This window comes from Mesorhizobium sp. M0410 (assembly GCF_040321435.1).
GTDB lineage: Bacteria > Pseudomonadota > Alphaproteobacteria > Rhizobiales > Rhizobiaceae > Mesorhizobium.
Genome location: NZ_JAMYRN010000009.1, coordinates 79405 through 99560, shown reverse-complemented (window position 1 = coordinate 99560; position 20156 = coordinate 79405). Strand labels below are relative to the sequence as shown.

Genomic DNA, 20156 nt, shown 5'->3' with positions numbered 1-20156 from the left:
AATTTCAGCCGACGCAACGGCAGGCCTTCGACCGATCGCGGTGGCGAGGCAATGCGTCAGCTTTTCTGCAACGCGACATGCACGCCCAGTCCGACAAGCACCGCACCGCCGGCGCGCCGCATCAGGCGCTGCGCCCGGCTCGACTGCCTTAGCCTGGCGATCACTGCGCCGGCCAGCACCACGCAAACAATGTCGGCCGACGAGAACATCAAATTGACGATCGTTCCAAGCACGACGAACTGCAGCCAGACCGGAAACGCTGCTGAGGCATCGATGAATTGTGGCAGGAACGCCATGAAGAAAATCGCCGTCTTGGGGTTGAGCACCTCGACGGCAACGCTCTCGAAAAAGGCGCGGCGGGCGGATTTCGGCTGAATTCCCGGCAAGACAACGTCGCTTTGCGCCTTGGCGCGAAACAGCGAAACACCGAGCCAGATCAGATACAGCGCACCGACCAGCTTGACCGCCATGTAAAGCACCGGCACGGCATGGAACAGCACCGACAGGCCGACAGCGGCGACGAAGACATGAACGTAGCCGCCAAGATGGATGCCGAGCGCCGCCATCAGGCCGGACCAGCGGCCGCGCGCCATGGTTTGCGCAGCGGCATAGAGCATGGCGGGGCCGGGGATATAGGCGAAGATCGCCGTGGTGGCGAAAAAGGCGACAAGCAGTTCGGTTGACGGCATTACCTTGCTCCTGTCGCCGGTTGGCCGGCAGGCCGACTGAAACGTGACGTTTGCGGCGGCACTGTGGCGCTCATCCAACCGCCCCGCCACCTGCTTTGTCGACAGCCCGGCCCGCCTCCCCTATAAGGCCAGAATCCGACGAGGGCTACAACCGGCACAAGGTACCAGAGGATTTCATGATCATCGTCACGGGCGGCGCCGGCATGATCGGTTCCAACATCGTCGCTGCGCTCAACGCTGACGGTTTCAGCGACATCCTCGTCATCGACGACCTCACCGACGGCCACAAGATCGCTAATCTCGCCGATCTCGAGATCGCCGACTATCTCGACAAGGACGACTTTTTGGCGCGGATGGAGGCCGGTGACCTCGGCCGCATCGAGGCGGTTTTCCACCAGGGTGCCTGCTCGACCACCACCGAATGGAACGGCAAGTTCATGATGGAGGTCAACTACACCTATTCGAAGCACCTGCTGCACGCCTGCCTGGCCTTGCGCGTACCCTTCCTCTATGCCTCGTCCGCTTCGGTCTATGGCGGCGGCGCCGAGTTTCGCGAGGAGCCGGAATGCGAGCGGCCGCTGAACGTCTATGCCTATTCGAAAAAGCTGTTCGACGACTATGTCCGCCGCACCGTTTTCGATACCGACCATTCGCCGGTGGCGGGCCTGCGTTATTTCAACGTCTACGGTCCGCGCGAGGCGCATAAGGGCGCCATGGCCTCTGTCGCCTTCCATTTGTTCAACCAGGTCGAACGCGGCGAAAACCCCAAGCTGTTCGGCGCCTATGGCGGTTTCGGGCCCGGCGAGCAGAGCCGCGACTTCATCCATGTCGGCGATGTCGCCGACGTCAATCTGTGGCTGTGGAAACGCGGTTCCAGCGGCATCTTCAACTGCGGTACCGGCAAGGCCCAGCCGTTTCGCGCCATTGCCGAAACGGTGATCGATACGCTCGGCAAGGGCCAGATCGAATTCATCGAGTTTCCCGACCACCTCAAGGGCAGCTACCAGAGCTTTACGCAAGCTGATATGTCCCGCTTGCGCGCAGCCGGTTACAATGGCCAGTTCCGCACAGTGGAAACCGGCGTCAGAGACTATGTCGAATGGCTGAAAGCCCAACGATCCTCGTGATCGGCCCACGCTGGGTGGGCGACATGGTGATGGCGCAGTGCCTGTTCCAGGCGCTGAGGGAGCTTCATCCGAACGCCGCCATCGACGTGCTGGCGCCGGGGTGGGCAGCACCGCTGGTCAAGCGCATGCCCGAAATCCGCCAGCAGATCGACCTGCCGCTGCCATCCGGCGCGTTCGAATTCCGCGTCCGAAGGCGCTTCGGCCGCCTGCTGCGCGGCCGCTACGACATGGCCTTTGTCCTACCGGGAAGCTGGAAGTCGGCGCTGATCCCGTTCTTTGCCGGCATTCCGCGCCGTGTCGGCCATCTCAAGGAAATGCGCTACGGGCTGCTGACCGACATCGTGCCGTTGCCCGATCGCCTGAAACGGCGCACCGCGCAGGCCTATTTCAGCCTTGCCCGCGGCGGCGCCTTCCAGGCGCCGAAGCTCGCTGTCGATCAAGCCAGCCAGGCGGCACTGCTCAGCCGTTTCGGGCTGACGGCGGGGAAATTCGTGGCACTGATGCCCGGCGCAGAATTCGGCCCGGCCAAGCGCTGGCCGAGCGAACACTATGCCGGCCTTGCCCGCGAGATGATGGCCAAAGGGTTTGGCGTCGCGCTGTTCGGATCGAAGAACGACGCTGAGGTGACGGCTGAAATCGCAGCGCAGGCGCCGGGCGCCTCCGACCTTGCCGGCCAGACGCGGCTGGAGGATGCCATCGACCTGATCGCCGCGGCGAGGCTCGCCGTCTCGAACGACAGCGGGCTGATGCATGTCGCCGCCGCCGTCGGCACGCCGGTCGTCGCCGTCTACGGCTCGACCTCGCCCGACAACACGCCGCCGCTCGCCGAGCGCCGCGAACTGGTCTGGCTCGGCCTGTCCTGTTCGCCCTGCCACAAAAAAATCTGCCCGCTCGGTCATCTCAACTGCCTGAAGACGTTGGAGGTCGAACGTGTCGTGGCGGCGGCGGAGCGGCTGCTGGAAATGCCGGCCGCCGCATGAAGGTGCTGATCGTCAAGACGTCGTCGATGGGCGACGTCATCCACACCTTTCCCGCAGTCGAGGACGCGCACCGCGCTCGCCCGGATATTTCCTTCCACTGGTGCGTGGAAGAGGCCTTTGCCGGCATCGCGGCGCTGCATCCAGCCATCCAAACCATCCACAGCGTGGCGATCCGGCGCTGGCGCGGGAAGCTGCTCGAGCCCGGCACATGGCGGGAAGTGGTCGGCCTGCGCAGCGCCTTGCGCGCGTCCCGCTACGACCTCGTCATCGACGCGCAGGGGCTGCTGAAATCGGCGCTGGTGGCGCGGCTGGCGGCAGCACCAATTGCCGGCTTCGACCGCTCGAGCGCACGCGAACCGTCGGCGACAATGTTCTACGACCGGCGATACTCGGTGCCGCGCGACCTGCACGCCATCGAACGGACGCGGCGGTTGTTCGGGCTGGCGCTCGGCTACGAGCCGGATTTTTCCCGGCTCGAATCAGGCATCGTGCCGCCAGCCGCAAAATCGACTTTTGTCGGCGAAAAGACAGCCTTCCTGCTGCACGGCACCAGCCGCGAGGACAAGAAATGGCCGGTCGCGGACTGGGTCGAAATCGCCAGGCTTCTCGTGGCACGAGGGATGACCCCGGTCACCACCTGGTCGAACGACCGGGAACAGGCGGTTGCCGAAGCGATCGCCCGCGCCGTTTCGCAAACCGTGGTGGTTCCCAGGTCGCCGCTTGCCGAGATCGCCGCCGTCATCGGCGGCTCGACGCTGGTCATCGGCGCCGACACCGGCCTGACCCATCTCGCCAGCGCTGTCGGCGTGCCGACGGTGGCTGTATTCCTGGCGACGGAGCCCGGCCTGACCGGCCCGCGCGGGCCGTTCTCATCGACGCTACTGGCCGCGCCTGGCCGCAGCGTCACGCCGCCGGAGGTGATGGCGGAAGCAGAGAGATTGCTGGCGCTTAAATTACAAGGCTCTGCATAGGACCTTTTCAGAATTCGCTCTGGCGAGTCGAATAGCGTGGTTTTCGAGAACCGGAGCGGAGCGTACTTAAAGTACGTGAGCACCGGAAGCGCAGAAAACCGCGCTAGTCGGCCGCCAGAGTAGAATTATCAAAAGGTTCTAAATGAATTGCACCTGGACGATCTCATAACCCCTGGCGCCGCCCGGTGCGTTGACCTCGATGGCATCGCCCACTTCCTTGCCGATCAGGGCGCGCGCGATCGGCGAGGAGATCGAGATGCGGCCGGACTTCACGTCCGCTTCCTGGTCGCCGACGATCTGGTAGGTCTTTTTCTCCTCGGTATCCTCGTCGACCAGCACCACGGTGGCGCCGAACTTGACCTTGTCGCCGCTGAGCTTGGTGACGTCGATCACCTCGGCCCGCGCGATCAGGTCCTCGAGTTCGTTGACCCGGCCCTCATTGAGGCTCTGTGCCTCTTTTGCCGCGTGATATTCGGCATTTTCGGAGAGGTCGCCATGCGAGCGCGCTTCGGAAATCGCCTCGATGATACGCGGCCGCTCCTGTTGCTGGCGCCAGCGCAGTTCTTCCTTCAATGACGCGAACCCCTCGCCTGTCATCGGGACCTTGTTCATGATGCCTGACCTTTCCTGCCGCCGCCCCCGCAATCGGGAGCGACCTTGTCGATGGTACAAAAAGAAAACGGTCCGGCAGCCTCGCTAACGGAACCGTCTCACCACAATCTTTGCAAGATATAGCAATCTTCGCGGGTTTTTCACGTCCAAAAAGTCGGATTTTGAAAAATCATCCACCGATTGCGCGGCTGACCTAACGTCAAGGAGCGCATCACGTGTACCGTGATGCCAAATTCCAGTTCGGAGCAGCATGTGAGCACAGCAAAAAACCGGCTGCGATCGCCGCAGCCGGTATGAGCAGCGTCCGGAGGTCGGATCAGCTCCTCATGAAATGATCGATCTGCTCCGACAGCATGCCGTATTCGCGAGATCCCTTGCCCGTGCGCCTCTCGATTTCGCGGAGCTGTTCCTGGGCGCCGGCAAGGTCGCCGATCTGCAGGTGCGCCTCGCCGAGATATTCGCGTACCAGCGTGTAGTTCGGGTCGATGCGCAGCGCTTCCTCGTAATAGCCGAGGCCGACGGTGACGCGGCCGGAATGGCGGTGCGAATAGCCGAGATAGTTGAGGATGCGCGGGTCCTGCTTGTTGGCGGCGAGGCTGAGCACGGCGATCGCCTCGTCATAGCGTCCATCCATCGCCAGCGCGCGACCGGCATCATAGATGCTGTCGTCATCCAGCATACCTTGCTTGGGCGAGACACATTTCTTCTGCTTCTTGTCCCAGGCCTCCCCCTTCTTGCACTGGCTCTGGCCGCCGCCGCCATTGCCGCCGCCGCCACCACCTCCCCCGCCTTCACCAGCCGAAAACGCCGGAGCCGCAATCAGCGGCAGGGCGGCGATGGCCATGGCGTAAATCAGCAATCGTCTGCGCATTACACTCTCCTCTGAACCTGACAATGCAACACTAACGCCGGGCCAAAGCCGTTTCGTCCCGGAAATGTCATCCTATCTCAAAACCGCGATCTCTCCCAGCAAGGCCATCTTATTCCGGGAAGAGAGGGCATCATAAATCATGGTTCACGATTAACGCCCACGCGCAAGAGAACGTGACGAGCGATGCAAATCCGCTATCATCGGGCCGACCGAGCACGAAGCAGGGAGACGGCCGGTGCAGCAACGCGTTGAACGAGACTGGGAGCTTTCGATCGGTCCCGACACCGTGCGCCTGTTCATCCTGAAGGCGAAGGCGCTCAGCGCCGCCGTCAACGAAGACTATGCCGACGGCGCCGAGCACGAGGTAGAGCTCGACGGCAACGCGCACGACAACCACCATCATGACGGCCTTGCCGAGGAAAGCTCCGAAGATCTCACCGAGGAAGAACTGCGCGAGCTGATCGACGATCTCAATGTCGACGAAGCGGCCGAACTGATTGCGTTGGCCTGGGTTGGCCGCGGCGACTATGACGCGACGGAATGGACGGACGCGCTGACCGCCGCCCGCGAGCGCGCCAACAAGCGCACGGCAAAATATCTACTCGGCATGCCGCTGCTGGCGGACTGGCTCGAGGAGGGGCTGGAAGCGATCGGCGCGTAACAGCGCGGTTACCGATTGTGATCGCCAGCCCCCCTCGCCCAAGGCAACTTCCCTGCATTCTGGCCGTTGCGATACAATGGCGGCGTTTGGCTTTTTCAGATTGGGCAGATTGCTGCTGGCCGTTGCGGCTACGCCGCTGGCGGGACCCGTTTCAGCCAAGGCGCCCGAGTTGCCGCCAACCGCACCGGTTCCGCAACTCAACCAGCAAGTCACTCCGCCAGCACCAACCGAGATCCCGGTCCCCGAACCACGCCCCGCTCCGGAGGCTGAGCGGCCCAAAAACGGTCAGCCTCAAAACGATCAGCCCCAAAATGGCCAGTCCAGGACCGAGCAGCCGAAGCCGCCGGCGATCGCACCACAGCCGCCTGAAAAGCCGGCGCAGGCCGAGCCGCCGGCAAACCCATCGGTCGCGCCACCAAACCCGGCCGAGGCAGACAAAAAGGCGGAGCAAGAAATCCTTCCCGATCCTCGATCGGTCGCAATTGCCGAGAAAGAAATGCCGGCCGAGGAATTGGCCTGCCGCAGGCGGCTGAAATCGATGGGCGTCGATTTCGCGGAGCGCAAGCCCGAGCGCGATGCGGCGGTCGGTTGCTCGATCCCCTACCCGATCGTGCTGAAGACGCTCGGCAAATCCATCGCCATCGGTCCGGAGCCCGAGCTCAATTGCCAGATGGCCGAGGCCGCCGCACGCTTTGCTGCTGCCGTCATCCAGCCTGCGGCCAAAGCGGAGTTTGGCGAGGACCTCAAATCGATCGGCCAGGCCTCCGCCTTCGTCTGCCGGTCGCGCAATGGTGGCGGCAAATTGTCGGAGCACGCCTTCGGCAATGCGCTCGATATCGCCAGCTTCAAGCTTTCGGACGGGAAGGAGATCGATGTCGGCCCGGCGCCGCCGGAAAAGGACGCGAAATTCCTGGACACAGTGCGCAAGGCAGCCTGCGGACCGTTCAAGACCGTGCTTGGCCCCGGCAGCGACGCCGATCATTCGCAGCATCTCCACTTCGACCTCGAACCGCGCCGCAATGGCGGCACGTTTTGCCAATAACGCCGGCCGCCGATAGCGGGCGCCGCAATTTTGCCGCAGACGTGAACGGCGCCGCTGATTTTTCCTTTACTCTTCAGGTTTAGAGTCTGTGCCATCTGGGGACAGGAACCCTTCCGATGGCCGGGCTAATTCGCGCTGCGCTTGTCGCTGCGCGGCACACAGGACGCGCGCGCATGGCCGGCAGGCTTGCCGTCGTGATTGCCATTGCGGCGGTCTCCGCCTGCAACACCGGCAGCGTGCTGTCGCTGCAGCCGGCCGTCGACGTCGGGAGCCAGACCGCTGCCGTTCCGCCCTATTCCGGCCAGCAAGATTCCGGCCCAGAATATTCCGGCATGCAGCGCCTCGTCCCATCCAACCCCTATATGACGGCCGCCTATCCGCGCATGGACAATCCGATGTCGCCGGCCGAACAGATGCCGGCCGCAGAGATCGATTGCCGCAAGGAGCTGAAACGCCTCGGCGTCGTCTACACCGACGTCGCGCCGATCCATGAAGGCCAATGCGGCATCGATTATCCGGTCAGGGTCTCGGCCATCGGCAGCGTCGCGATGAAGCCGGCCGCGACGCTGACCTGCGACATGGCCGCCAGCTTTGCCGGCTGGACCAGGAATGAACTCGTCCCGTCGGCCCGCTGGCGCTATTTTTCAGGCGTCAAGACCATCCACCAGGGCTCGAGCTATTCCTGCCGCAGGATCGCCGGCGAAGGTGTTTTGTCGGAACACGGCAAGGGCAATGCGCTCGACGTGATGAGCATCGAGCTTAACAATGGCGACGACATCGACGTCCGCAAGCCCGGCCTGTTCGCCTTCCGCACGCGCGGCTTCCTCAACAATGTGCGGGCCGACGGCTGCCAGTATTTCACCACCGTGCTCGGCCCCGGCTACAACTACGACCACCGCAACCATTTCCATTTCGACATCAAGAATCGCAAGAACGGCTACCGCGCCTGCCGCTGACCGTTCCGGTTTTCAGATGAAATGCGACAAGTTATTTCGTGCAACAGCGCCTGGATCAGCCGCGTTGTGTGCCGCCGGTGGAAGCCATGCTGCGCCACCAGGTCCTGGACGTGCCACAAGTTTCTGTCGCGGATTCCGCTTTCCTCGAGCATGCTGACGGTGCGGAACAGATACTGCGCGGACGAACCCCAATGTCCGGCTGCCCGCGCCAGCGTCTGCGTCCAGATCAGCGAGCCGTAGGCAAAGACCCAGAGCGCTTTGGCGCCGGTATTCCAGAAGCAGCTGCTCGACAAGATCATCGAACTCCGCGTCGCTATGCTCGGTCGTCCCCGGCTCGGGGCCGGGATCCGGCTCGACCCGTTCGACCAGCGCGATAAGGTCGGCGGTCAACGCCATGGCAGTGCCGCGCGCCGGTTTACCCTCCATCACGCCCTCATTCGTGCTAGCCGGTTCTACGCCATTTCATGCTAAAATATGAGGATAGACCGGCTGCGCGCCGCTTGCCAAGGATTTCGACGGCCCGACGGGCCTGCCAGTTCGAGCCAATGCATGAGCCAACGAAGCCTTCGACGACGTGCAACGACCTGGCTGGTGGCATGCTGTGCCGCTTATCTTTCGCTCGCCTATTTCGCCGCGCCTGAGTTCTGGACGTTACGGGACCGCAATTTTCGCAATCAGCAATTCGAGATGGTGACGCACACGCCGCAAGGCATTCCGGGCGATCCGATCAATGTCGGCCTTGTCGGCACCAAGAAGGAGCTTGTCCATGCTTTTGCCGTCGCCGGCTGGGATACGGCAGACGCGGTCTCGCTGAAGACGGCGATCGAGATCGGCGAAAGCGTGCTGTTTGACCGCCCCTATCCCGACGCGCCGGTCAGCCGGCTGCTGTTCGAAGGCCGCGCCCAGGACCTAGCCTTCGAAAAGCCGGTCGGCGACAGCGCCGACCGGCGCCACCACGTCCGCTTCTGGCAGACCGCTGCGACCGGAGACGACGGCCGGCCGCTTTGGCTTGGCTCGGCAAGCTTTGACCGCGGCGTCGGCCTCAGCCATGACACCGGCGCGATCACTCATCACATCGGCCCCGACATCGACGCCGAGCGCGATGGGCTGATGCGCGACCTGTCCGCCGCCGGCATGCTGATCTCGACCAGCGACATACCAGGGGTCGGCGCCACAAAGACCGGGCGCAACGGCGAAGGCGATCCCTATTTCACCGACGGCAAGGCCATCATCGGCGTACTGCTGCAACTGCCGTAGGCGCGCAATCGGCCCGTCTGACAGCCATTTCGCCCGATGGGCTCAGGGGACGGTGATCACGATCTTGCCGAACGGTCCGGTCTCCAGACGCTCGAATGCCTGCGGCACCTCGTCGAAGCCAAACACCCTGTCGATCACCGGCCTGATCGCGAGCGTCTCGATCGCCTGGTTCATTCGTTCGAAGGCGCGGCGGTGGCCGATCGATATGCCCTGCACGACGATCCGGTTGCGCAGGAACGGAATGATCGGGAAACTGAGCTCCATGCTGCCGAGAAGGCCGATGAGCGACAGCCTGCCGTCGGCGCCCAGCGCATTGAGCGAGCGCCGCGCATTGTCGCCGCCGACCATCTCCAGCACGTGCCTGACGCCGGCGCCGTCTGTCAGCTCGCGGGCGACCTCGTCCCATGCCGGATGGCTGCGATAATTGATCCCCTTCCAGGCGCCGAGCGCTTCTGCCCGCTCGAGCTTCTCGTCGCTGCTCGAGGTGACGATGGCGCGCAGGCCGAAAGCGGCGGCGAACTGCAGCGCAAACAGCGACACGCCGCCGGTGCCTTGGATGAGAACGGTCTCACCCGGGATAGGCTTGGCCGCCTCGACCAGCGCGAACCACGCCGTCAGCGCCGCGATCGGCAGCGTCGATGCCTCGACATCGCTGAGCGACGGCGGCGCCGCCACGGCGGCATCCTCGTGAAAGAGCACATGCTCGGACAGCATGCCGGGCAGTGACGAACCAAGCGTATGCTTGTGCAGCACCGGCGGGGCGTTGCCGTCCGGCCAGTCGGCGATCACCTGACCGAGCACGCGCTGCCCGATGCCGAAGCGGCTGACTTCGCTGCCGGTGGCGACAACTTCGCCAACCGCGTCCGATGTCGGCACGAACGGCAAGCTGAGGTCCGGTATCAGCACGCCATCGACGATCATCCTGTCCTTGTAATTCAGCGATACCGCTGTGACGCGTACCAGAAGATCATGCGGCCCGGGTCGGGGCAGCTTTCCCTCGGCCGGTTTCAAACTGGACAGGCCGAAACCGGTCATCTGCCAGGATCTGTTTTGGGTGCTCATTTGGTTCGCGCTCCGTGGTTGATGGTGCGCGAGACATTTATGCCGTTTCACTATGGAGAAAAGTGCTTCCATGTGGCATGTTATGCAACAGATTAAGGAGCAAAACTCTACAATAGGAGCGCTTCATTGGAATCGGCCGATTTGCAAGGCATCGTCGCATTCGTTCACGCGGTGGAGGCCGGCAGCTTCACCGGCGCCGGCGCGCGGCTGCATGTCACGAAATCGGCGGTCGGCAAGTCGATCGCGCAGCTGGAACAGCGATTGGGCGTTCGCCTGCTCAACCGCACCACCCGCAGCCTGAGCCCGACCAGTGAGGGCCTGAGCTATTACGAAGCCTGCGTCAGGGCACTGGCCGAGATCGAAGCCGCGCAGTCACTGCTGGCTTCGCGCAAGCAGGTGCCTTCCGGGCGGCTGCGCGTCGACCTGCCTTTGGCCTTCGGCCGGCGGTGCGTCGCCCCGGTTCTGTTCGACATTTCCAAAAAATTCCCGGACCTGACGATGGAAATCTCGTTCAACGACCGGCGCGTCGACCTGATCGAGGAAGGCATCGACCTGGCGGTGCGTATGGGCGACCTCGACGACAGCTTGTCGATCGCCGCGCGCCGCATCTATGCCCAACGTTCGGCCATCTGCGCCGCCCCCGCCTATCTCGACGCCCATGGCAGGCCGCTATCGATCGAGGACCTGGCCAGGCACAGCCTCATCGGCTACGGCCGCGACGGCACGGTCCACCCCTGGACCGTCAGGCATGTCGACGGCCGTCTCGAAAAATTCGCGCCCAAGGCGCGGCTGGTGCTCGGCCACGGCGAACCGATGCTCGATGCGGTACTGGCCGGCTGCGGCATCGTCTATCTGCCGACATGGCTGACGGCCGACAGCATCAGGCGCGGCGAGCTCGAAATGGTTCTGTCGGACTGTCTTGTCGAAAACACCGTGGTGCATGCCATCTGGCCGGTAACACGCAATCTCGCGCCAAAGGTGCGCGTCGTCGTCGACGCCCTGATCGAGCATTTTTCCGCGCCGCCCTGGGATGCGGCATGGATGCCGCCTGATTGCCCGGCTCGCTAAATTTAAAAAGCGCGACCGTCCTATTTTCGAAAACCGCGCGGCAATGCTATGGACCCGGCATGCTTTATGCTGAAATTGCCATCGTGGTCGTCCTCATCTGCGTGAACGGCCTTCTGTCGATGTCCGAACTCGCCATCGTCTCGTCGCGGCCGGCGCGCCTCAAGACGATGATCGACCGCAACGTCAAGGGCGCCGGCCGGGCCCTGGCGCTCGGCGCCAATCCGGGAAAATTCCTGTCCTCGGTGCAGATCGGCATCACTTTGGTCGGCGTCTTGTCCGGTGCCTTTTCCGGCGCCACGCTCGGCGAGCGGCTGGCCACCTCCCTGGCGTCGGCCGGCATCCGCGAAAGCCTCGCCGATCCGCTCGGCGTCGGCATCGTCGTCGCCCTCATCACCTATGGCTCGCTGATCATCGGGGAACTGGTGCCCAAGCAGATCGCATTGCGCGACCCCGAACGGGTAGCCGTCAGGGTCGCCCCGGCAATGACCATCCTCGCCAGCGTCTCGGCGCCGCTGGTCTTCCTGCTCGATTTTTCCGGCCGCGCCCTCCTGTGGCTGCTTGGCCAGCGCGGCCAGAGCGAGGACAAGGTCACCGACGAGGAGATCAAGATGCTGGTCGCCGAAGCCGAGCACCACGGCACCATCGAATCCGACGAACGGCGGATGATCGCCGGCGTCATGCGGCTCGGCGACCGTGCCGTGCGCGCGGTGATGACGCCGCGCACCGAGGTCGACTGGATCAATCTGCAATCCGACGAGGCGGCCATCAGAAAGCTGCTGATGGACACCCAGCATTCGCGCCTGCCGGCCGGCGACGGCGGCGTCGACGCCATGATCGGCGTCGTCCAGACCCGCGACGTGCTGGCGGCGATGCTCGGCGGCCGCGCTCTCGACCCGCGCCGGCACGTGCGCACGGCCCCAATCGTGCATGACCAGGCCGATGCGCTGGACGTGCTTGCGACGCTGAAGGAATCCGACGTGCCGATGGCGCTGGTACATGACGAATACGGCCATTTCGAAGGCATCGTCACCCCGGCCGACATACTGGAAGCGATTACCGGCGTCTTCCGTTCGGATCTCGATGCCGGCGAAGAGGAAAACGCCGTCAAGCGCGAGGACGGCTCATGGCTGCTTGCCGGCTACATGCAGGCCGACGAGATGGCGGAGGTCCTCGGCATCGACCTGCCCGAGAACCGCGACTACGAAACCGTCGCCGGCTATGTGCTGTCGCATTTGCACCATCTGCCGGCGACCGGCGAATGTGTCGACGCGCAAGGCTGGCGCTTCGAGGTCGTCGACCTCGACGGCCGCCGCATCGACAAGCTCATCGCCACCCGCCTGCCCGGCCGCCACCGCGAGGTCGTGCGGTAAACGATCGACGCGACTTATGGGCTATATGCTCGCGGCGACACCGCTCGCACAGTCAAAGTTGATTGGGAATACCGCCTATGGTCGACCACCTTTTCGCCGACCCATATCTCGCTGCCGTCTACGATGCCTGGCACCCGAGATCTGCGCGCGACGACTATGATTTCTACCTGCCCCGCATTCTAACAGCAGACGCGGTGCTTGATGTCGGATGTGGAACGGGCACCCTCCTTCACGAGGCACGCCTGGCCGGACATTCAGGGCGGCTCTGCGGCATCGACCCGGCACCCGGCGTGTTGAATCGCGCACGAACACGCGCGGATATCGAATGGGTTCTCGGCGATCTCCAATCGGCCGGCTGGACAGCTGAGTTTGATCTCATTGTGATGACGGGGCACGCATTCCAGGCCCTTGTCAGCGACGAAGACCTGAGGGATTTCATGGCGGCTGTCCGACATGCCCTTGTGCCAGGCGGATGCTTCGCGTTCGAAACGCGGAACCCTTCGGTGCGGGCGTGGGAGCACTGGACACCCGAAAATGCGGTCGTCGTTGAGCTGCCTGACGGGTCGCTGGTGCAGATCACAACAGAGGTGATCATGCCGTTCGATGGACAGACGGTGACATTCACCCACAGGTTCGGCGGAAAGCATCCGAGCCTTCCGCAAGTTAGTCGCAGCACCTTGCGATTCCTCGAGACGGACGCCTTATCGAGCCTGCTGGGGAACGCGGGGCTACGGATCGAACAGCAATTCGGCGGCTTTGACGGCAGCCCACTTGGCCCTTCGAGCCCAGAGATCATCACGTTCGCGACGAGATGAAAAGGAGCATCCGCTCTCCAGCCCTGCAAGCAACGACAACTCGCGGACCCATTGCGGACGTGGAGCCGTATTTCGCGGGGACTGCTGCCGACCGTAGGCTAGGGCCAAACTTGGCAATTCAATCGATCGCCTCGATGCCTTGTGCCTTCAGCCGTTCGAGATGGTCCTTCATCTCTTTCAGCCGCTCGGGGGAGTGGCCCTGCCATTCGGTGACCTCGCCCGTGATCCTGAGCGGCTCGCGGCAGCGATAGGACTGCGTCGGATTGCCGAGAAATTTCTTGTCCGTAAGATTGGGGTCGTCCATGACCGGGCCGGTTGGTTCCACGATGTAGATCCTTTCGCGTCCGTCACCGGCGGCCAGTTCTGCACCCCAGATAGCGGCATCCAGAGTGCCGGTTAGATAGACCCAGGCTGCCTGCTTTCGCGCCCCGTAATTGGAGCTGTAACCGGCTTCGATCAGGTCTCCCGGTTTAAGGTCGGCCCGGGTGCCGTGGTAGAATTGGCGCGGCTTGTCGGGGGCTGTCATCGGCTCATCCTCGCTGTCTCAGGCGTCATGGTGTTGTGGTGCGCACTATTTCATGCACGTCATCGAATCAACCGTCTGGCCGTTCGGTTATCGGACGTCCCCCCATTCCGGTCGTCCCGCCCAAAGCACGCTTCCGGTCGGCTGCCGGTGCGGGTATTATCGGCGCCCTGAACGTCGCTATGGTGGAAAAATGGATCTGCAAACCTTCAGGGATTCGATTGCAAAACCACAGCCGCCAGCCGGCTTGAGCCCTGCCCTGCAGGCGTTGTGGTGGGATGCAAAGGGCGATTGGACTAAGGCGCACGAGTGCGCGCAGCAGCGCGACAATACGGCGGGCATGCACGTGCATGCCTATCTCCACCGCAAGGAAGGCGACCAGTCGAATGCGGAATATTGGTATCGCCGCAGCAACGCGGCGCCGTCGACCTTAACGCTTGACGAGGAATGGCAAGAGTTGGCACGTACACTTTTGCAGCAAAGCTGACGCTTGCTCAGTCATCGTAAAATGGCCGGTCCTGCATCCACTCTCCGGGGTTTCAGCTGGCGCCCTGTGGCTTGTCCCTGCCGTTCCATTCCGCATTGCGCGCCTGCGCCTCTTCGGCGATCAGCTTGAACTCCCGCATCTTCGTAGCTTCGATGGCAAATGCGCGGCTTGGCAGGACGCCAGGGTCCTCCTGACTGTTCTGAAACTGAAAACGGGCCTCCAGTTCGGCCCATATTCGCTCGGGTGCCGTATCCTTGCTGGCAAGCAGCGCAACGACCAGCGCCAGAGTCTCGCGCTGGGCGTTCAGCCGCCCTTCGATCTCTTCATTCGGCAATTCGGACATGCGGGTCGCTTCCGGTTTCTGGCTCAACGGCAAAATCGCACCCTTGTTCCGGAATTCGGGGCTGGCGCGGTCCGGCTGGGCAGCAAATGCTCGCAATCGCAATCGAGATGATCTCTCCTCCTCGATCCTGTTGACTCGGGCCGATGGCACTTTTCGCGCCGCTTGCGTCCAGCCTCTTCGAATGCAGCATGCGGACAAATCTTGAGAGCCTGAGCGAATTCTGCCCCGCAACGATCAAAGCCTGTCATCGAGAACGACCATAGGCTGCTGCGAGCACCGGAACAGCTGCGAAGCCTTGGCGTTGTTGGCATCTCGGATCTCGAGCGGACGCTATGAAACCTTCTGATTTTTAAGCCGTTATCGCCGGATGCCCGAGGCTAAATTTAAGCTGAAATCGGTTGACGGCGCCCGAACGCGCGATGCCGAGAAGTCGCGCCGCGAGAAACAATCGACTGTCGAAGTCGCGTCAGAGGTCGTCGGCCAGCCCGCGCCGCCGCCGGATGTCACCGAACCCGATCCTGAGCTGACACCTGAAGAGGCAGAGCGGGCGCGCAAGAGATACCTGCTTAAGCGCTTCTGGATCAGCGCGAGCGGTTACTGGAGCGGCAGTGGCGACAGGGTCGCCTGGCCGTTGACGATCGGGCTGTTGGTCCTGATCGTCGCCAATGTCGGCTTCCAGTATGGGATCAATGTCTGGAATCGCGCAATTTTCGACGCCATTGAGCAACGCAATGCCCACACCGTATATTGGCTGAGCGCCGTATTCCTGCCACTCGTGATCGGAAGCGCCAGCCTTGTGGTGGCACAAGTCTTCTTTCGCATGAGGATACAGCGCCGCTGGCGGTCCTGGCTCACCACCGCGGTCATCGCGCGCTGGCTGGCAAGCGGCCGCTACTATCAGCTGAACCTCGTCGGCGGCGATCATAGCAACCCCGAAGCCCGCATCGCCGAGGATTTGCGGATTGCCACCGAATCGCCCGTCGATTTCATCGCCGGTGTCATCGTCGCATTTCTGTCGGCCTCGACCTTCATCGTGGTGCTCTGGACGATCGGCGGCGCCCTGACCCTGACGATTGCAGGTTCGACCGTCACCATTCCCGGCTTCCTGGTCATCACCGCAGTGCTCTATTCCGCGATCACGTCCACTTCGATGGCGGTCATTGGCCGCCATTTCGTCCACCTCTCCGAGGAAAAAAATCAGGCGGAAGCCGAGTTCCGCTACACGCTGACGCGCGTGCGGGAAAACGGCGAGAGCATCGCATTGCTCGGCGGCGAGGAGGAGGAGCGCAGCGGCATGGACAAGACATTTGCCCATGTGCTCAGGCAATGGGCGCTCCTTGCAGGCCAGCACATGCGCACGGCACTGGTGTCTCAGGGGTCGAGCCTGTTTGCGCCTGTCGTGCCGGTCTTGCTTTGCGCTCCAAAGTTCCTCGAAGGCAGCATGACACTTGGACAGGTCATGCAGGCTGCCTCGGCCTTTGCCATCGTGCAGGGCGCGTTCGGATGGCTGGTCGACAACTATCCCCGTCTCGCCGATTGGAACGCCTGTGCACGGCGCATCGCCTCGCTGATGATGTCGCTCGACGGGCTCGAGCGGGCGGAACAGAGCAACACGCTGGGACGCATAAAGCGCGGCGAGACCGGCGGCGATGCGATGCTCAGCCTGAACAATCTCTCCGTGTCGCTCGACGACGGCACCGCCGTGGTCAAGGAAACCGAGGTCGTGATCGAACCAGGCGAGCGGGTGCTCGTCGCCGGCGAATCCGGCTCGGGCAAGAGTACGCTGGTGCGGGCCGTCGCGGGTCTGTGGCCATGGGGTAGCGGCAGCGTCAACATCCGCGCCGACAGACGGTTGTTCATGTTGCCGCAACGGCCCTACATCCCGACCGGGACGCTTCGCCGCGCTGTCGCCTATCCAGGCGCCGCCGACAACTGGACGCTGGATAAGATCAAGGCTGCCCTCGACAAGGTGGGGCTCGACTACCTCAACGACCGGATCGAGGAGGACGCGCCATGGGACCAGACCTTGTCGGGTGGCGAAAAGCAGCGCCTCGCCTTTGCGCGTCTTCTGCTGCACCGCCCCGATATCATCGTGCTGGACGAGGCAACGTCGGCACTCGATGAGAAGAGCCAGGACAAGATGATGGAGATGATTATTCGCGAATTGCCGAAGGTCACCATCATAAGCGTAGCGCACCGCGCCGAGCTGGAGGCCTTCCACAGCCGCAAGATCACATTGGAGCGGCACAAGGGCGGCGCAAAACTTGTCAGCGATATCGAACTCGTCCCGCGCAAGGACAGACGGAACTTGCTCATGCGCCTTCTGAGGCAACGGCGCGCCAACGGAAAGCCAGCGCGACCTTGAGCAAAGCGGCGCTGCCCTACGCAAAGAGTGAGGCCGCCGGTCGGACCAGGCGGACCATCGCCGGTTCGAGTCACTGCCCGCATCTGGTCCTGAAAGCACCAGCCGTGGTACCTTGATTCCGGGCAGCTGCTGCTGCCGGAACGTCGATGGCACGAGCGCATTTCCATGTCCGGTGCAACGCCGAGGCCAGCTGTGAAAAACCCGGGTTGATTTCAAAAGCCCCGATTGATTTCGAAAGCAAAGGGACCAGCAATGACAATCGCCAAGAACACGATCTGCCTTTGGTACGACAAGGACGCCGAGGCTGCGGCCCGCTTCTATTCCGAGATTTTTCCCGACAGTTCGGTGAAATCCGTCCACCGCGCTCCCAGCGACTACCCGTCCGGCAAGGCAGGCGACGTGCTGACGGTCGAGTTCACGGTCGCCGGCATCCCCTGTCTCGGCCTCAATGGCGGGCCCGCGTTTAAGCACAACGAAGCCTTCTCCTTCCAGATCGCCACCGACGATCAGCAGGAGACCGACCGCTATTGGAACGCCATCGTCGGCAATGGCGGCCAGGAAAGTGCCTGCGGCTGGTGCAAGGACAAATGGGGCATCTCCTGGCAAATCACGCCGCGCGTGCTGACCGAAGCGATGGCCGCCGGCGGCGATGAAGCAAAGCGCGCATTCGAAGCGATGATGGAGATGAAAAAGATCGACGTTGCAGCGATCGAGGCGGCGCGGCGCGGCTGACAGTTCGGGGTTAGCCCGACGCGAAAAGATCAGGGCAGAGCGGCCGGAAATGCTGCCGGCCCACCTCCAGACAGGCGTGCGATGGTGTTGAACTGCGCTGAGTTTTACGACGCCGAACTGCGGCGGCACAACGAGGTATTCAGGGCTGCGGTCAAGGCGGGAACGCGCGATTGCGTGCTCGATATCGGATGCGGTTCGGGACAATCCTCTCGTGATGCCGCCCGTGTCGCGGTGGAAGGGAGCGTGCTCGGCGTGGATGTATCGGCGCAGATGCTCGAGATCGCCCGGAGCCGTAGCGCCGAAGAAGGATTGCGAAACGTCGCCTTTGAGCGCGGCGATGCGCAATTGCTGGTATTTCCGCCTGCCGGCTTCGATCTGTGCATCAGTCGATTTGGCGTGATGTTCTTTGCCGATCCGGCGGCGGCGTTCGCCAATATCGGCCGGGCGATGCGACCAGGGGCACGTCTTGTGTGGATGGTATGGCAATGCCAGGACCGTAATGAGTGGGCAACTGCCATTCAGGGGGCAATTGCGCCGGGGACCGCCATATCGGCGGGCGCCGCCACCCCGTTTTCGCTTGGCGACCCCGCCATCACCGCGGAGATCTTGCGTGCATCCGGTTTTGTTTCGGTCGACTTTGCCGAAGTGCGTGAGCCGGTCTTCTACGGCCAGGACGTCGATGCGGCCTATGACGCTTTGCTTGGCCTGCAACTGGTCAAGGATCCGCTCGCCCGCGCGGATGTGGATGTCGACGCGGCGCTACGGCGGTTGCGCGATCTGCTCGACGCGCACTTGACCGCGGACGGTGTGCTTTTCGACTCGCGCGCCTGGATCATCACCGCAGTTCGGGCGAGCCGACAGTCACCGGGCGATTGACCCGTAGACGATCCTGTTCTCTCGGCCTTCCTGTCAGTCCATTTGCGGCGTGACTTCTGAAAGCAGCCAATCCCTGAAAGCCTTGACCTTGCGCTGACGGATCGCCTCCGGCGGGTAGACGAGATAGAAGCTGGAAGGGGATTTCAGGGCGTGGCCGAAGGGGCGGACAAGCCGCCCGGCGGCGAGGTCGGCCGCAACGAGCATGGTCCGACCCAGCACCACCCCCTCGCCTTGTGCAGCCGACTCCATGGCAAAGGTGGCAGAGTCGAAGGTAATCCCGCTCTGCGGGTCCACGCCCTCGACCCCGGCGCTCGCCAGCCAGGTCGCCCAGTCGATCGGAAAGCTGTCACGGATCAGCGTGTGGTGTCTGAGGTCCTGAGGCGTGCGCAGCGGATGCGCACCCTCAAGAAGCTTTGGGCTGCACACTGGAAACACCTCCTCGCCGGTGAGGAACTCCGACGTGAGCCCCGGATAGTTTCCGCTGCCATAACGGACGGCGACATCGATGCCGTCGCCGAGGAAGTTGGTCAGCTTCCCGCTCGTCGAAACCCGTACATCGATGTCGCCATGCGCACGGTGAAAGCGGTAGAGGCGTGGCACCAGCCATCTCCCCGCGAAGCCATCGGAGGTGCTGACGTTCAGTGTCGAGCTCGAATAGCGGGCCGTTGCCGCAGCAGTGGCGGCGGCCAACTGGTCGAGCACCTCGCGCACCGCCCGCGCATAGGGCTCGCCGACGGCGGTCAGGCTCACCGAACGCGTACCGCGCTCGAACAACTGCACACCGAGCTGATCCTCAAGGTTCTTGATCGCCCGGCTGATCGCACCGTGGGTGACATGAAGTTCCTCTGCCGCCTTGGAGAAACTCAACAGGCGCGCCGCCGCTTCGAAGCTCGGCAAGGTGGTGAGGGGAGGCAGCTTCCGGGGCATGGATCGATACCTATATGTGAGCGATGCTCACACATTGTCGCCGATAAGTCGTTTGTCGTCCAGGCCGGAAGACGGCATGTTTGCTCGCGTATTCAGTCATTCACCGCCGCTGCAAAAGGCGATTTGATGTGACTTATACTCTCGCTGACGAAAGTCGCGGGGCAACTGCTGAAACCAAAACTGCCGCCACTCTGGGAGAGCACCATGAACGCCAAACGAGTTGAACCCATCGTCGACGTCCTGACCGGCATGGCCGGCCGCATCCTCGCCTCGAGCAGCCGGCGCCGGACCGAGCGGCAGATTGCACGCTTCTCGACCCGCCGGCTCGAAGACCTCGGGTTTGCCCGCGACTGGGACGGCTCGGTCTATCGGCCGTCGGACTACCGCTAAGCCTGAATGAAAGCAACAGCGGACAGGCTCTT

The 20156-nt window shown here is 63.1% G+C and carries 23 protein-coding genes; 15 read left to right on the top strand and 8 right to left on the bottom strand.

Translation table 11 applies throughout. The annotated features are described in order from the left end of the window. Positions 1-56: 56 nt before the first annotated feature. Positions 57-689, bottom strand: a complete 633-nt coding sequence (locus NKI63_RS15355; RefSeq protein ID WP_352506727.1) for a LysE family translocator — start codon at positions 687-689, stop codon at positions 57-59. Between the two features lie 176 nt (positions 690-865). On the opposite strand from NKI63_RS15355, the gene rfaD reads away from it, so the two are divergent. From rfaD to waaC, 3 genes are read left to right on the top strand one after another with little or no spacing between them, the layout of a single operon-like run. Further along, positions 866-1816 (top strand): ADP-glyceromanno-heptose 6-epimerase, encoded by a 951-nt coding sequence (rfaD, locus tag NKI63_RS15350; RefSeq protein ID WP_352822137.1) that lies wholly within the window; start codon positions 866-868, stop codon positions 1814-1816. Continuing rightward, positions 1789-2796, top strand: a complete 1008-nt coding sequence (waaF, locus tag NKI63_RS15345) for a lipopolysaccharide heptosyltransferase II (RefSeq protein ID WP_352822134.1) — start codon at positions 1789-1791, stop codon at positions 2794-2796. Before rfaD ends, waaF begins: the two co-directional genes overlap by 28 nt. Continuing rightward, complete coding sequence (waaC, locus tag NKI63_RS15340; protein ID WP_352822131.1) at positions 2793-3767, top strand: lipopolysaccharide heptosyltransferase I; 975 nt, start codon at positions 2793-2795, stop codon at positions 3765-3767. Before waaF ends, waaC begins: the two co-directional genes overlap by 4 nt. Positions 3768-3905: 138 nt before the next feature. Here waaC and greA read toward each other — a convergent pair whose 3' ends face one another. Beyond that, positions 3906-4379: a transcription elongation factor GreA gene (gene greA / locus NKI63_RS15335; RefSeq protein WP_023719113.1), complete on the bottom strand. Its 474-nt coding sequence runs from the start codon at positions 4377-4379 to the stop codon at positions 3906-3908. A 316-nt stretch (positions 4380-4695) separates the two neighbouring features. Next, the gene (locus NKI63_RS15330; protein WP_352822129.1) at positions 4696-5250 is read right to left on the bottom strand and encodes a tetratricopeptide repeat protein; all 555 of its coding nucleotides are present in this window, start codon (positions 5248-5250) and stop codon (positions 4696-4698) included. Between the two features lie 235 nt (positions 5251-5485). Here NKI63_RS15330 and NKI63_RS15325 point away from each other — a divergent pair, with 235 nt between their 5' ends. From NKI63_RS15325 to NKI63_RS15315, 3 genes are all read left to right on the top strand, one after another. Then, entirely contained in the window at positions 5486-5911 is a 426-nt protein-coding gene (locus tag NKI63_RS15325; protein WP_254819248.1) for a DUF3775 domain-containing protein, read from the top strand. 76 nt (positions 5912-5987) lie between these two features. Continuing rightward, entirely contained in the window at positions 5988-6953 is a 966-nt protein-coding gene (locus tag NKI63_RS15320; RefSeq protein WP_352822126.1) for an extensin family protein, read from the top strand. A gap of 116 nt (positions 6954-7069) precedes the next feature. Further along, positions 7070-7909 carry an extensin-like domain-containing protein gene (locus tag NKI63_RS15315; protein WP_352506723.1) on the top strand — a complete coding sequence of 280 codons (840 nt, stop codon included), beginning with the start codon at positions 7070-7072 and terminating at the stop codon, positions 7907-7909. Here NKI63_RS15315 and NKI63_RS15310 read toward each other — a convergent pair. Next, positions 7891-8208 (bottom strand): hypothetical protein, encoded by a 318-nt coding sequence (locus NKI63_RS15310; protein WP_352506722.1) that lies wholly within the window; start codon positions 8206-8208, stop codon positions 7891-7893. The two genes, NKI63_RS15315 and NKI63_RS15310, sit on opposite strands and share 19 nt — an antisense overlap. 250 nt (positions 8209-8458) lie before the next feature. Between NKI63_RS15310 and NKI63_RS15305 the strand changes: the two genes are divergently transcribed. Next, positions 8459-9166 (top strand): LssY C-terminal domain-containing protein, encoded by a 708-nt coding sequence (locus tag NKI63_RS15305; RefSeq protein ID WP_352506721.1) that lies wholly within the window; start codon positions 8459-8461, stop codon positions 9164-9166. A gap of 42 nt (positions 9167-9208) precedes the next feature. Here NKI63_RS15305 and NKI63_RS15300 read toward each other — a convergent pair whose 3' ends face one another. Next, positions 9209-10228 carry a zinc-dependent alcohol dehydrogenase family protein gene (locus tag NKI63_RS15300; RefSeq protein ID WP_352506720.1) on the bottom strand — a complete coding sequence of 340 codons (1020 nt, stop codon included), beginning with the start codon at positions 10226-10228 and terminating at the stop codon, positions 9209-9211. Positions 10229-10354: 126 nt separating this feature from the next. On the opposite strand from NKI63_RS15300, the gene NKI63_RS15295 reads away from it, so the two are divergent. The 3 genes from NKI63_RS15295 to NKI63_RS15285 all read left to right on the top strand — a co-directional run bounded on the left by NKI63_RS15295 (position 10355) and on the right by NKI63_RS15285 (position 13481). Next, the gene (locus NKI63_RS15295) at positions 10355-11296 is read left to right on the top strand and encodes a LysR family transcriptional regulator (RefSeq protein ID WP_352704158.1); all 942 of its coding nucleotides are present in this window, start codon (positions 10355-10357) and stop codon (positions 11294-11296) included. 59 nt (positions 11297-11355) lie between these two features. Then, positions 11356-12666, top strand: a complete 1311-nt coding sequence (locus tag NKI63_RS15290) for a hemolysin family protein (protein WP_352777033.1) — start codon at positions 11356-11358, stop codon at positions 12664-12666. A 77-nt stretch (positions 12667-12743) separates the two neighbouring features. Then, complete coding sequence (locus NKI63_RS15285; RefSeq protein WP_352684361.1) at positions 12744-13481, top strand: class I SAM-dependent DNA methyltransferase; 738 nt, start codon at positions 12744-12746, stop codon at positions 13479-13481. Between the two features lie 118 nt (positions 13482-13599). Here the strand turns inward: NKI63_RS15285 and arr are convergent, their stop codons facing one another. Continuing rightward, positions 13600-14007: an NAD(+)--rifampin ADP-ribosyltransferase gene (gene arr, locus NKI63_RS15280; RefSeq protein ID WP_352506717.1), complete on the bottom strand. Its 408-nt coding sequence runs from the start codon at positions 14005-14007 to the stop codon at positions 13600-13602. A gap of 190 nt (positions 14008-14197) precedes the next feature. On the opposite strand from arr, the gene NKI63_RS15275 reads away from it, so the two are divergent. Further along, the gene (locus NKI63_RS15275) at positions 14198-14491 is read left to right on the top strand and encodes a hypothetical protein (RefSeq protein ID WP_352704151.1); all 294 of its coding nucleotides are present in this window, start codon (positions 14198-14200) and stop codon (positions 14489-14491) included. A 52-nt stretch (positions 14492-14543) separates the two neighbouring features. On the opposite strand, the gene NKI63_RS15270 is transcribed toward NKI63_RS15275, so the two are convergent. Beyond that, on the bottom strand, positions 14544-14834 hold the full coding sequence (locus NKI63_RS15270; RefSeq protein ID WP_352506715.1) for a hypothetical protein: 291 nt from the start codon (positions 14832-14834) through the stop codon (positions 14544-14546). Positions 14835-15201: 367 nt separating this feature from the next. On the opposite strand from NKI63_RS15270, the gene NKI63_RS15265 reads away from it, so the two are divergent. The 3 genes from NKI63_RS15265 to NKI63_RS15255 all read left to right on the top strand — a co-directional run bounded on the left by NKI63_RS15265 (position 15202) and on the right by NKI63_RS15255 (position 18807). After that, a complete protein-coding gene (locus NKI63_RS15265) occupies positions 15202-17199 on the top strand; it encodes an ABC transporter ATP-binding protein/permease (protein WP_352751904.1) in 1998 nt (665 codons plus the stop codon). A gap of 258 nt (positions 17200-17457) precedes the next feature. Beyond that, positions 17458-17931, top strand: coding sequence for a VOC family protein (locus tag NKI63_RS15260; RefSeq protein ID WP_352450557.1), 474 nt, complete (start codon positions 17458-17460; stop codon positions 17929-17931). An 81-nt stretch (positions 17932-18012) separates the two neighbouring features. Next, positions 18013-18807, top strand: a complete 795-nt coding sequence (locus tag NKI63_RS15255; RefSeq protein ID WP_352506713.1) for a class I SAM-dependent methyltransferase — start codon at positions 18013-18015, stop codon at positions 18805-18807. 33 nt (positions 18808-18840) lie between these two features. Here the strand turns inward: NKI63_RS15255 and NKI63_RS15250 are convergent, their stop codons facing one another. Further along, positions 18841-19734 carry a transcriptional regulator GcvA gene (locus NKI63_RS15250; RefSeq protein ID WP_352506712.1) on the bottom strand — a complete coding sequence of 298 codons (894 nt, stop codon included), beginning with the start codon at positions 19732-19734 and terminating at the stop codon, positions 18841-18843. Positions 19735-19938: 204 nt separating this feature from the next. On the opposite strand from NKI63_RS15250, the gene NKI63_RS15245 reads away from it, so the two are divergent. After that, positions 19939-20124: a DUF1127 domain-containing protein gene (locus tag NKI63_RS15245; protein WP_352506711.1), complete on the top strand. Its 186-nt coding sequence runs from the start codon at positions 19939-19941 to the stop codon at positions 20122-20124. Positions 20125-20156 lie beyond the last annotated feature (32 nt).

Coding starts and splice junctions, on each gene's coding strand:
- rfaD (WP_352822137.1), top strand. CDS start 866: ATGATCATCGTCACGGGCGGCGCCGGCATGATCGGTTCCAACATCGTC.
- NKI63_RS15305 (WP_352506721.1), top strand. CDS start 8,459: ATGAGCCAACGAAGCCTTCGACGACGTGCAACGACCTGGCTGGTGGCA.
- NKI63_RS15270 (WP_352506715.1), bottom strand. CDS start 14,834: ATGTCCGAATTGCCGAATGAAGAGATCGAAGGGCGGCTGAACGCCCAG.
- greA (WP_023719113.1), bottom strand. CDS start 4,379: ATGAACAAGGTCCCGATGACAGGCGAGGGGTTCGCGTCATTGAAGGAA.
- NKI63_RS15300 (WP_352506720.1), bottom strand. CDS start 10,228: ATGAGCACCCAAAACAGATCCTGGCAGATGACCGGTTTCGGCCTGTCC.
- arr (WP_352506717.1), bottom strand. CDS start 14,007: ATGACAGCCCCCGACAAGCCGCGCCAATTCTACCACGGCACCCGGGCC.
- NKI63_RS15320 (WP_352822126.1), top strand. CDS start 5,988: ATGGCGGCGTTTGGCTTTTTCAGATTGGGCAGATTGCTGCTGGCCGTT.
- NKI63_RS15255 (WP_352506713.1), top strand. CDS start 18,013: ATGGTGTTGAACTGCGCTGAGTTTTACGACGCCGAACTGCGGCGGCAC.
- NKI63_RS15310 (WP_352506722.1), bottom strand. CDS start 8,208: ATGATCTTGTCGAGCAGCTGCTTCTGGAATACCGGCGCCAAAGCGCTC.
- waaF (WP_352822134.1), top strand. CDS start 1,789: ATGGCTGAAAGCCCAACGATCCTCGTGATCGGCCCACGCTGGGTGGGC.
- NKI63_RS15315 (WP_352506723.1), top strand. CDS start 7,070: ATGGCCGGGCTAATTCGCGCTGCGCTTGTCGCTGCGCGGCACACAGGA.
- NKI63_RS15265 (WP_352751904.1), top strand. CDS start 15,202: ATGCCCGAGGCTAAATTTAAGCTGAAATCGGTTGACGGCGCCCGAACG.
- NKI63_RS15355 (WP_352506727.1), bottom strand. CDS start 689: ATGCCGTCAACCGAACTGCTTGTCGCCTTTTTCGCCACCACGGCGATC.
- NKI63_RS15330 (WP_352822129.1), bottom strand. CDS start 5,250: ATGCGCAGACGATTGCTGATTTACGCCATGGCCATCGCCGCCCTGCCG.
- NKI63_RS15275 (WP_352704151.1), top strand. CDS start 14,198: ATGGATCTGCAAACCTTCAGGGATTCGATTGCAAAACCACAGCCGCCA.
- waaC (WP_352822131.1), top strand. CDS start 2,793: ATGAAGGTGCTGATCGTCAAGACGTCGTCGATGGGCGACGTCATCCAC.
- NKI63_RS15245 (WP_352506711.1), top strand. CDS start 19,939: ATGAACGCCAAACGAGTTGAACCCATCGTCGACGTCCTGACCGGCATG.
- NKI63_RS15250 (WP_352506712.1), bottom strand. CDS start 19,734: ATGCCCCGGAAGCTGCCTCCCCTCACCACCTTGCCGAGCTTCGAAGCG.
- NKI63_RS15285 (WP_352684361.1), top strand. CDS start 12,744: ATGGTCGACCACCTTTTCGCCGACCCATATCTCGCTGCCGTCTACGAT.
- NKI63_RS15290 (WP_352777033.1), top strand. CDS start 11,356: ATGCTTTATGCTGAAATTGCCATCGTGGTCGTCCTCATCTGCGTGAAC.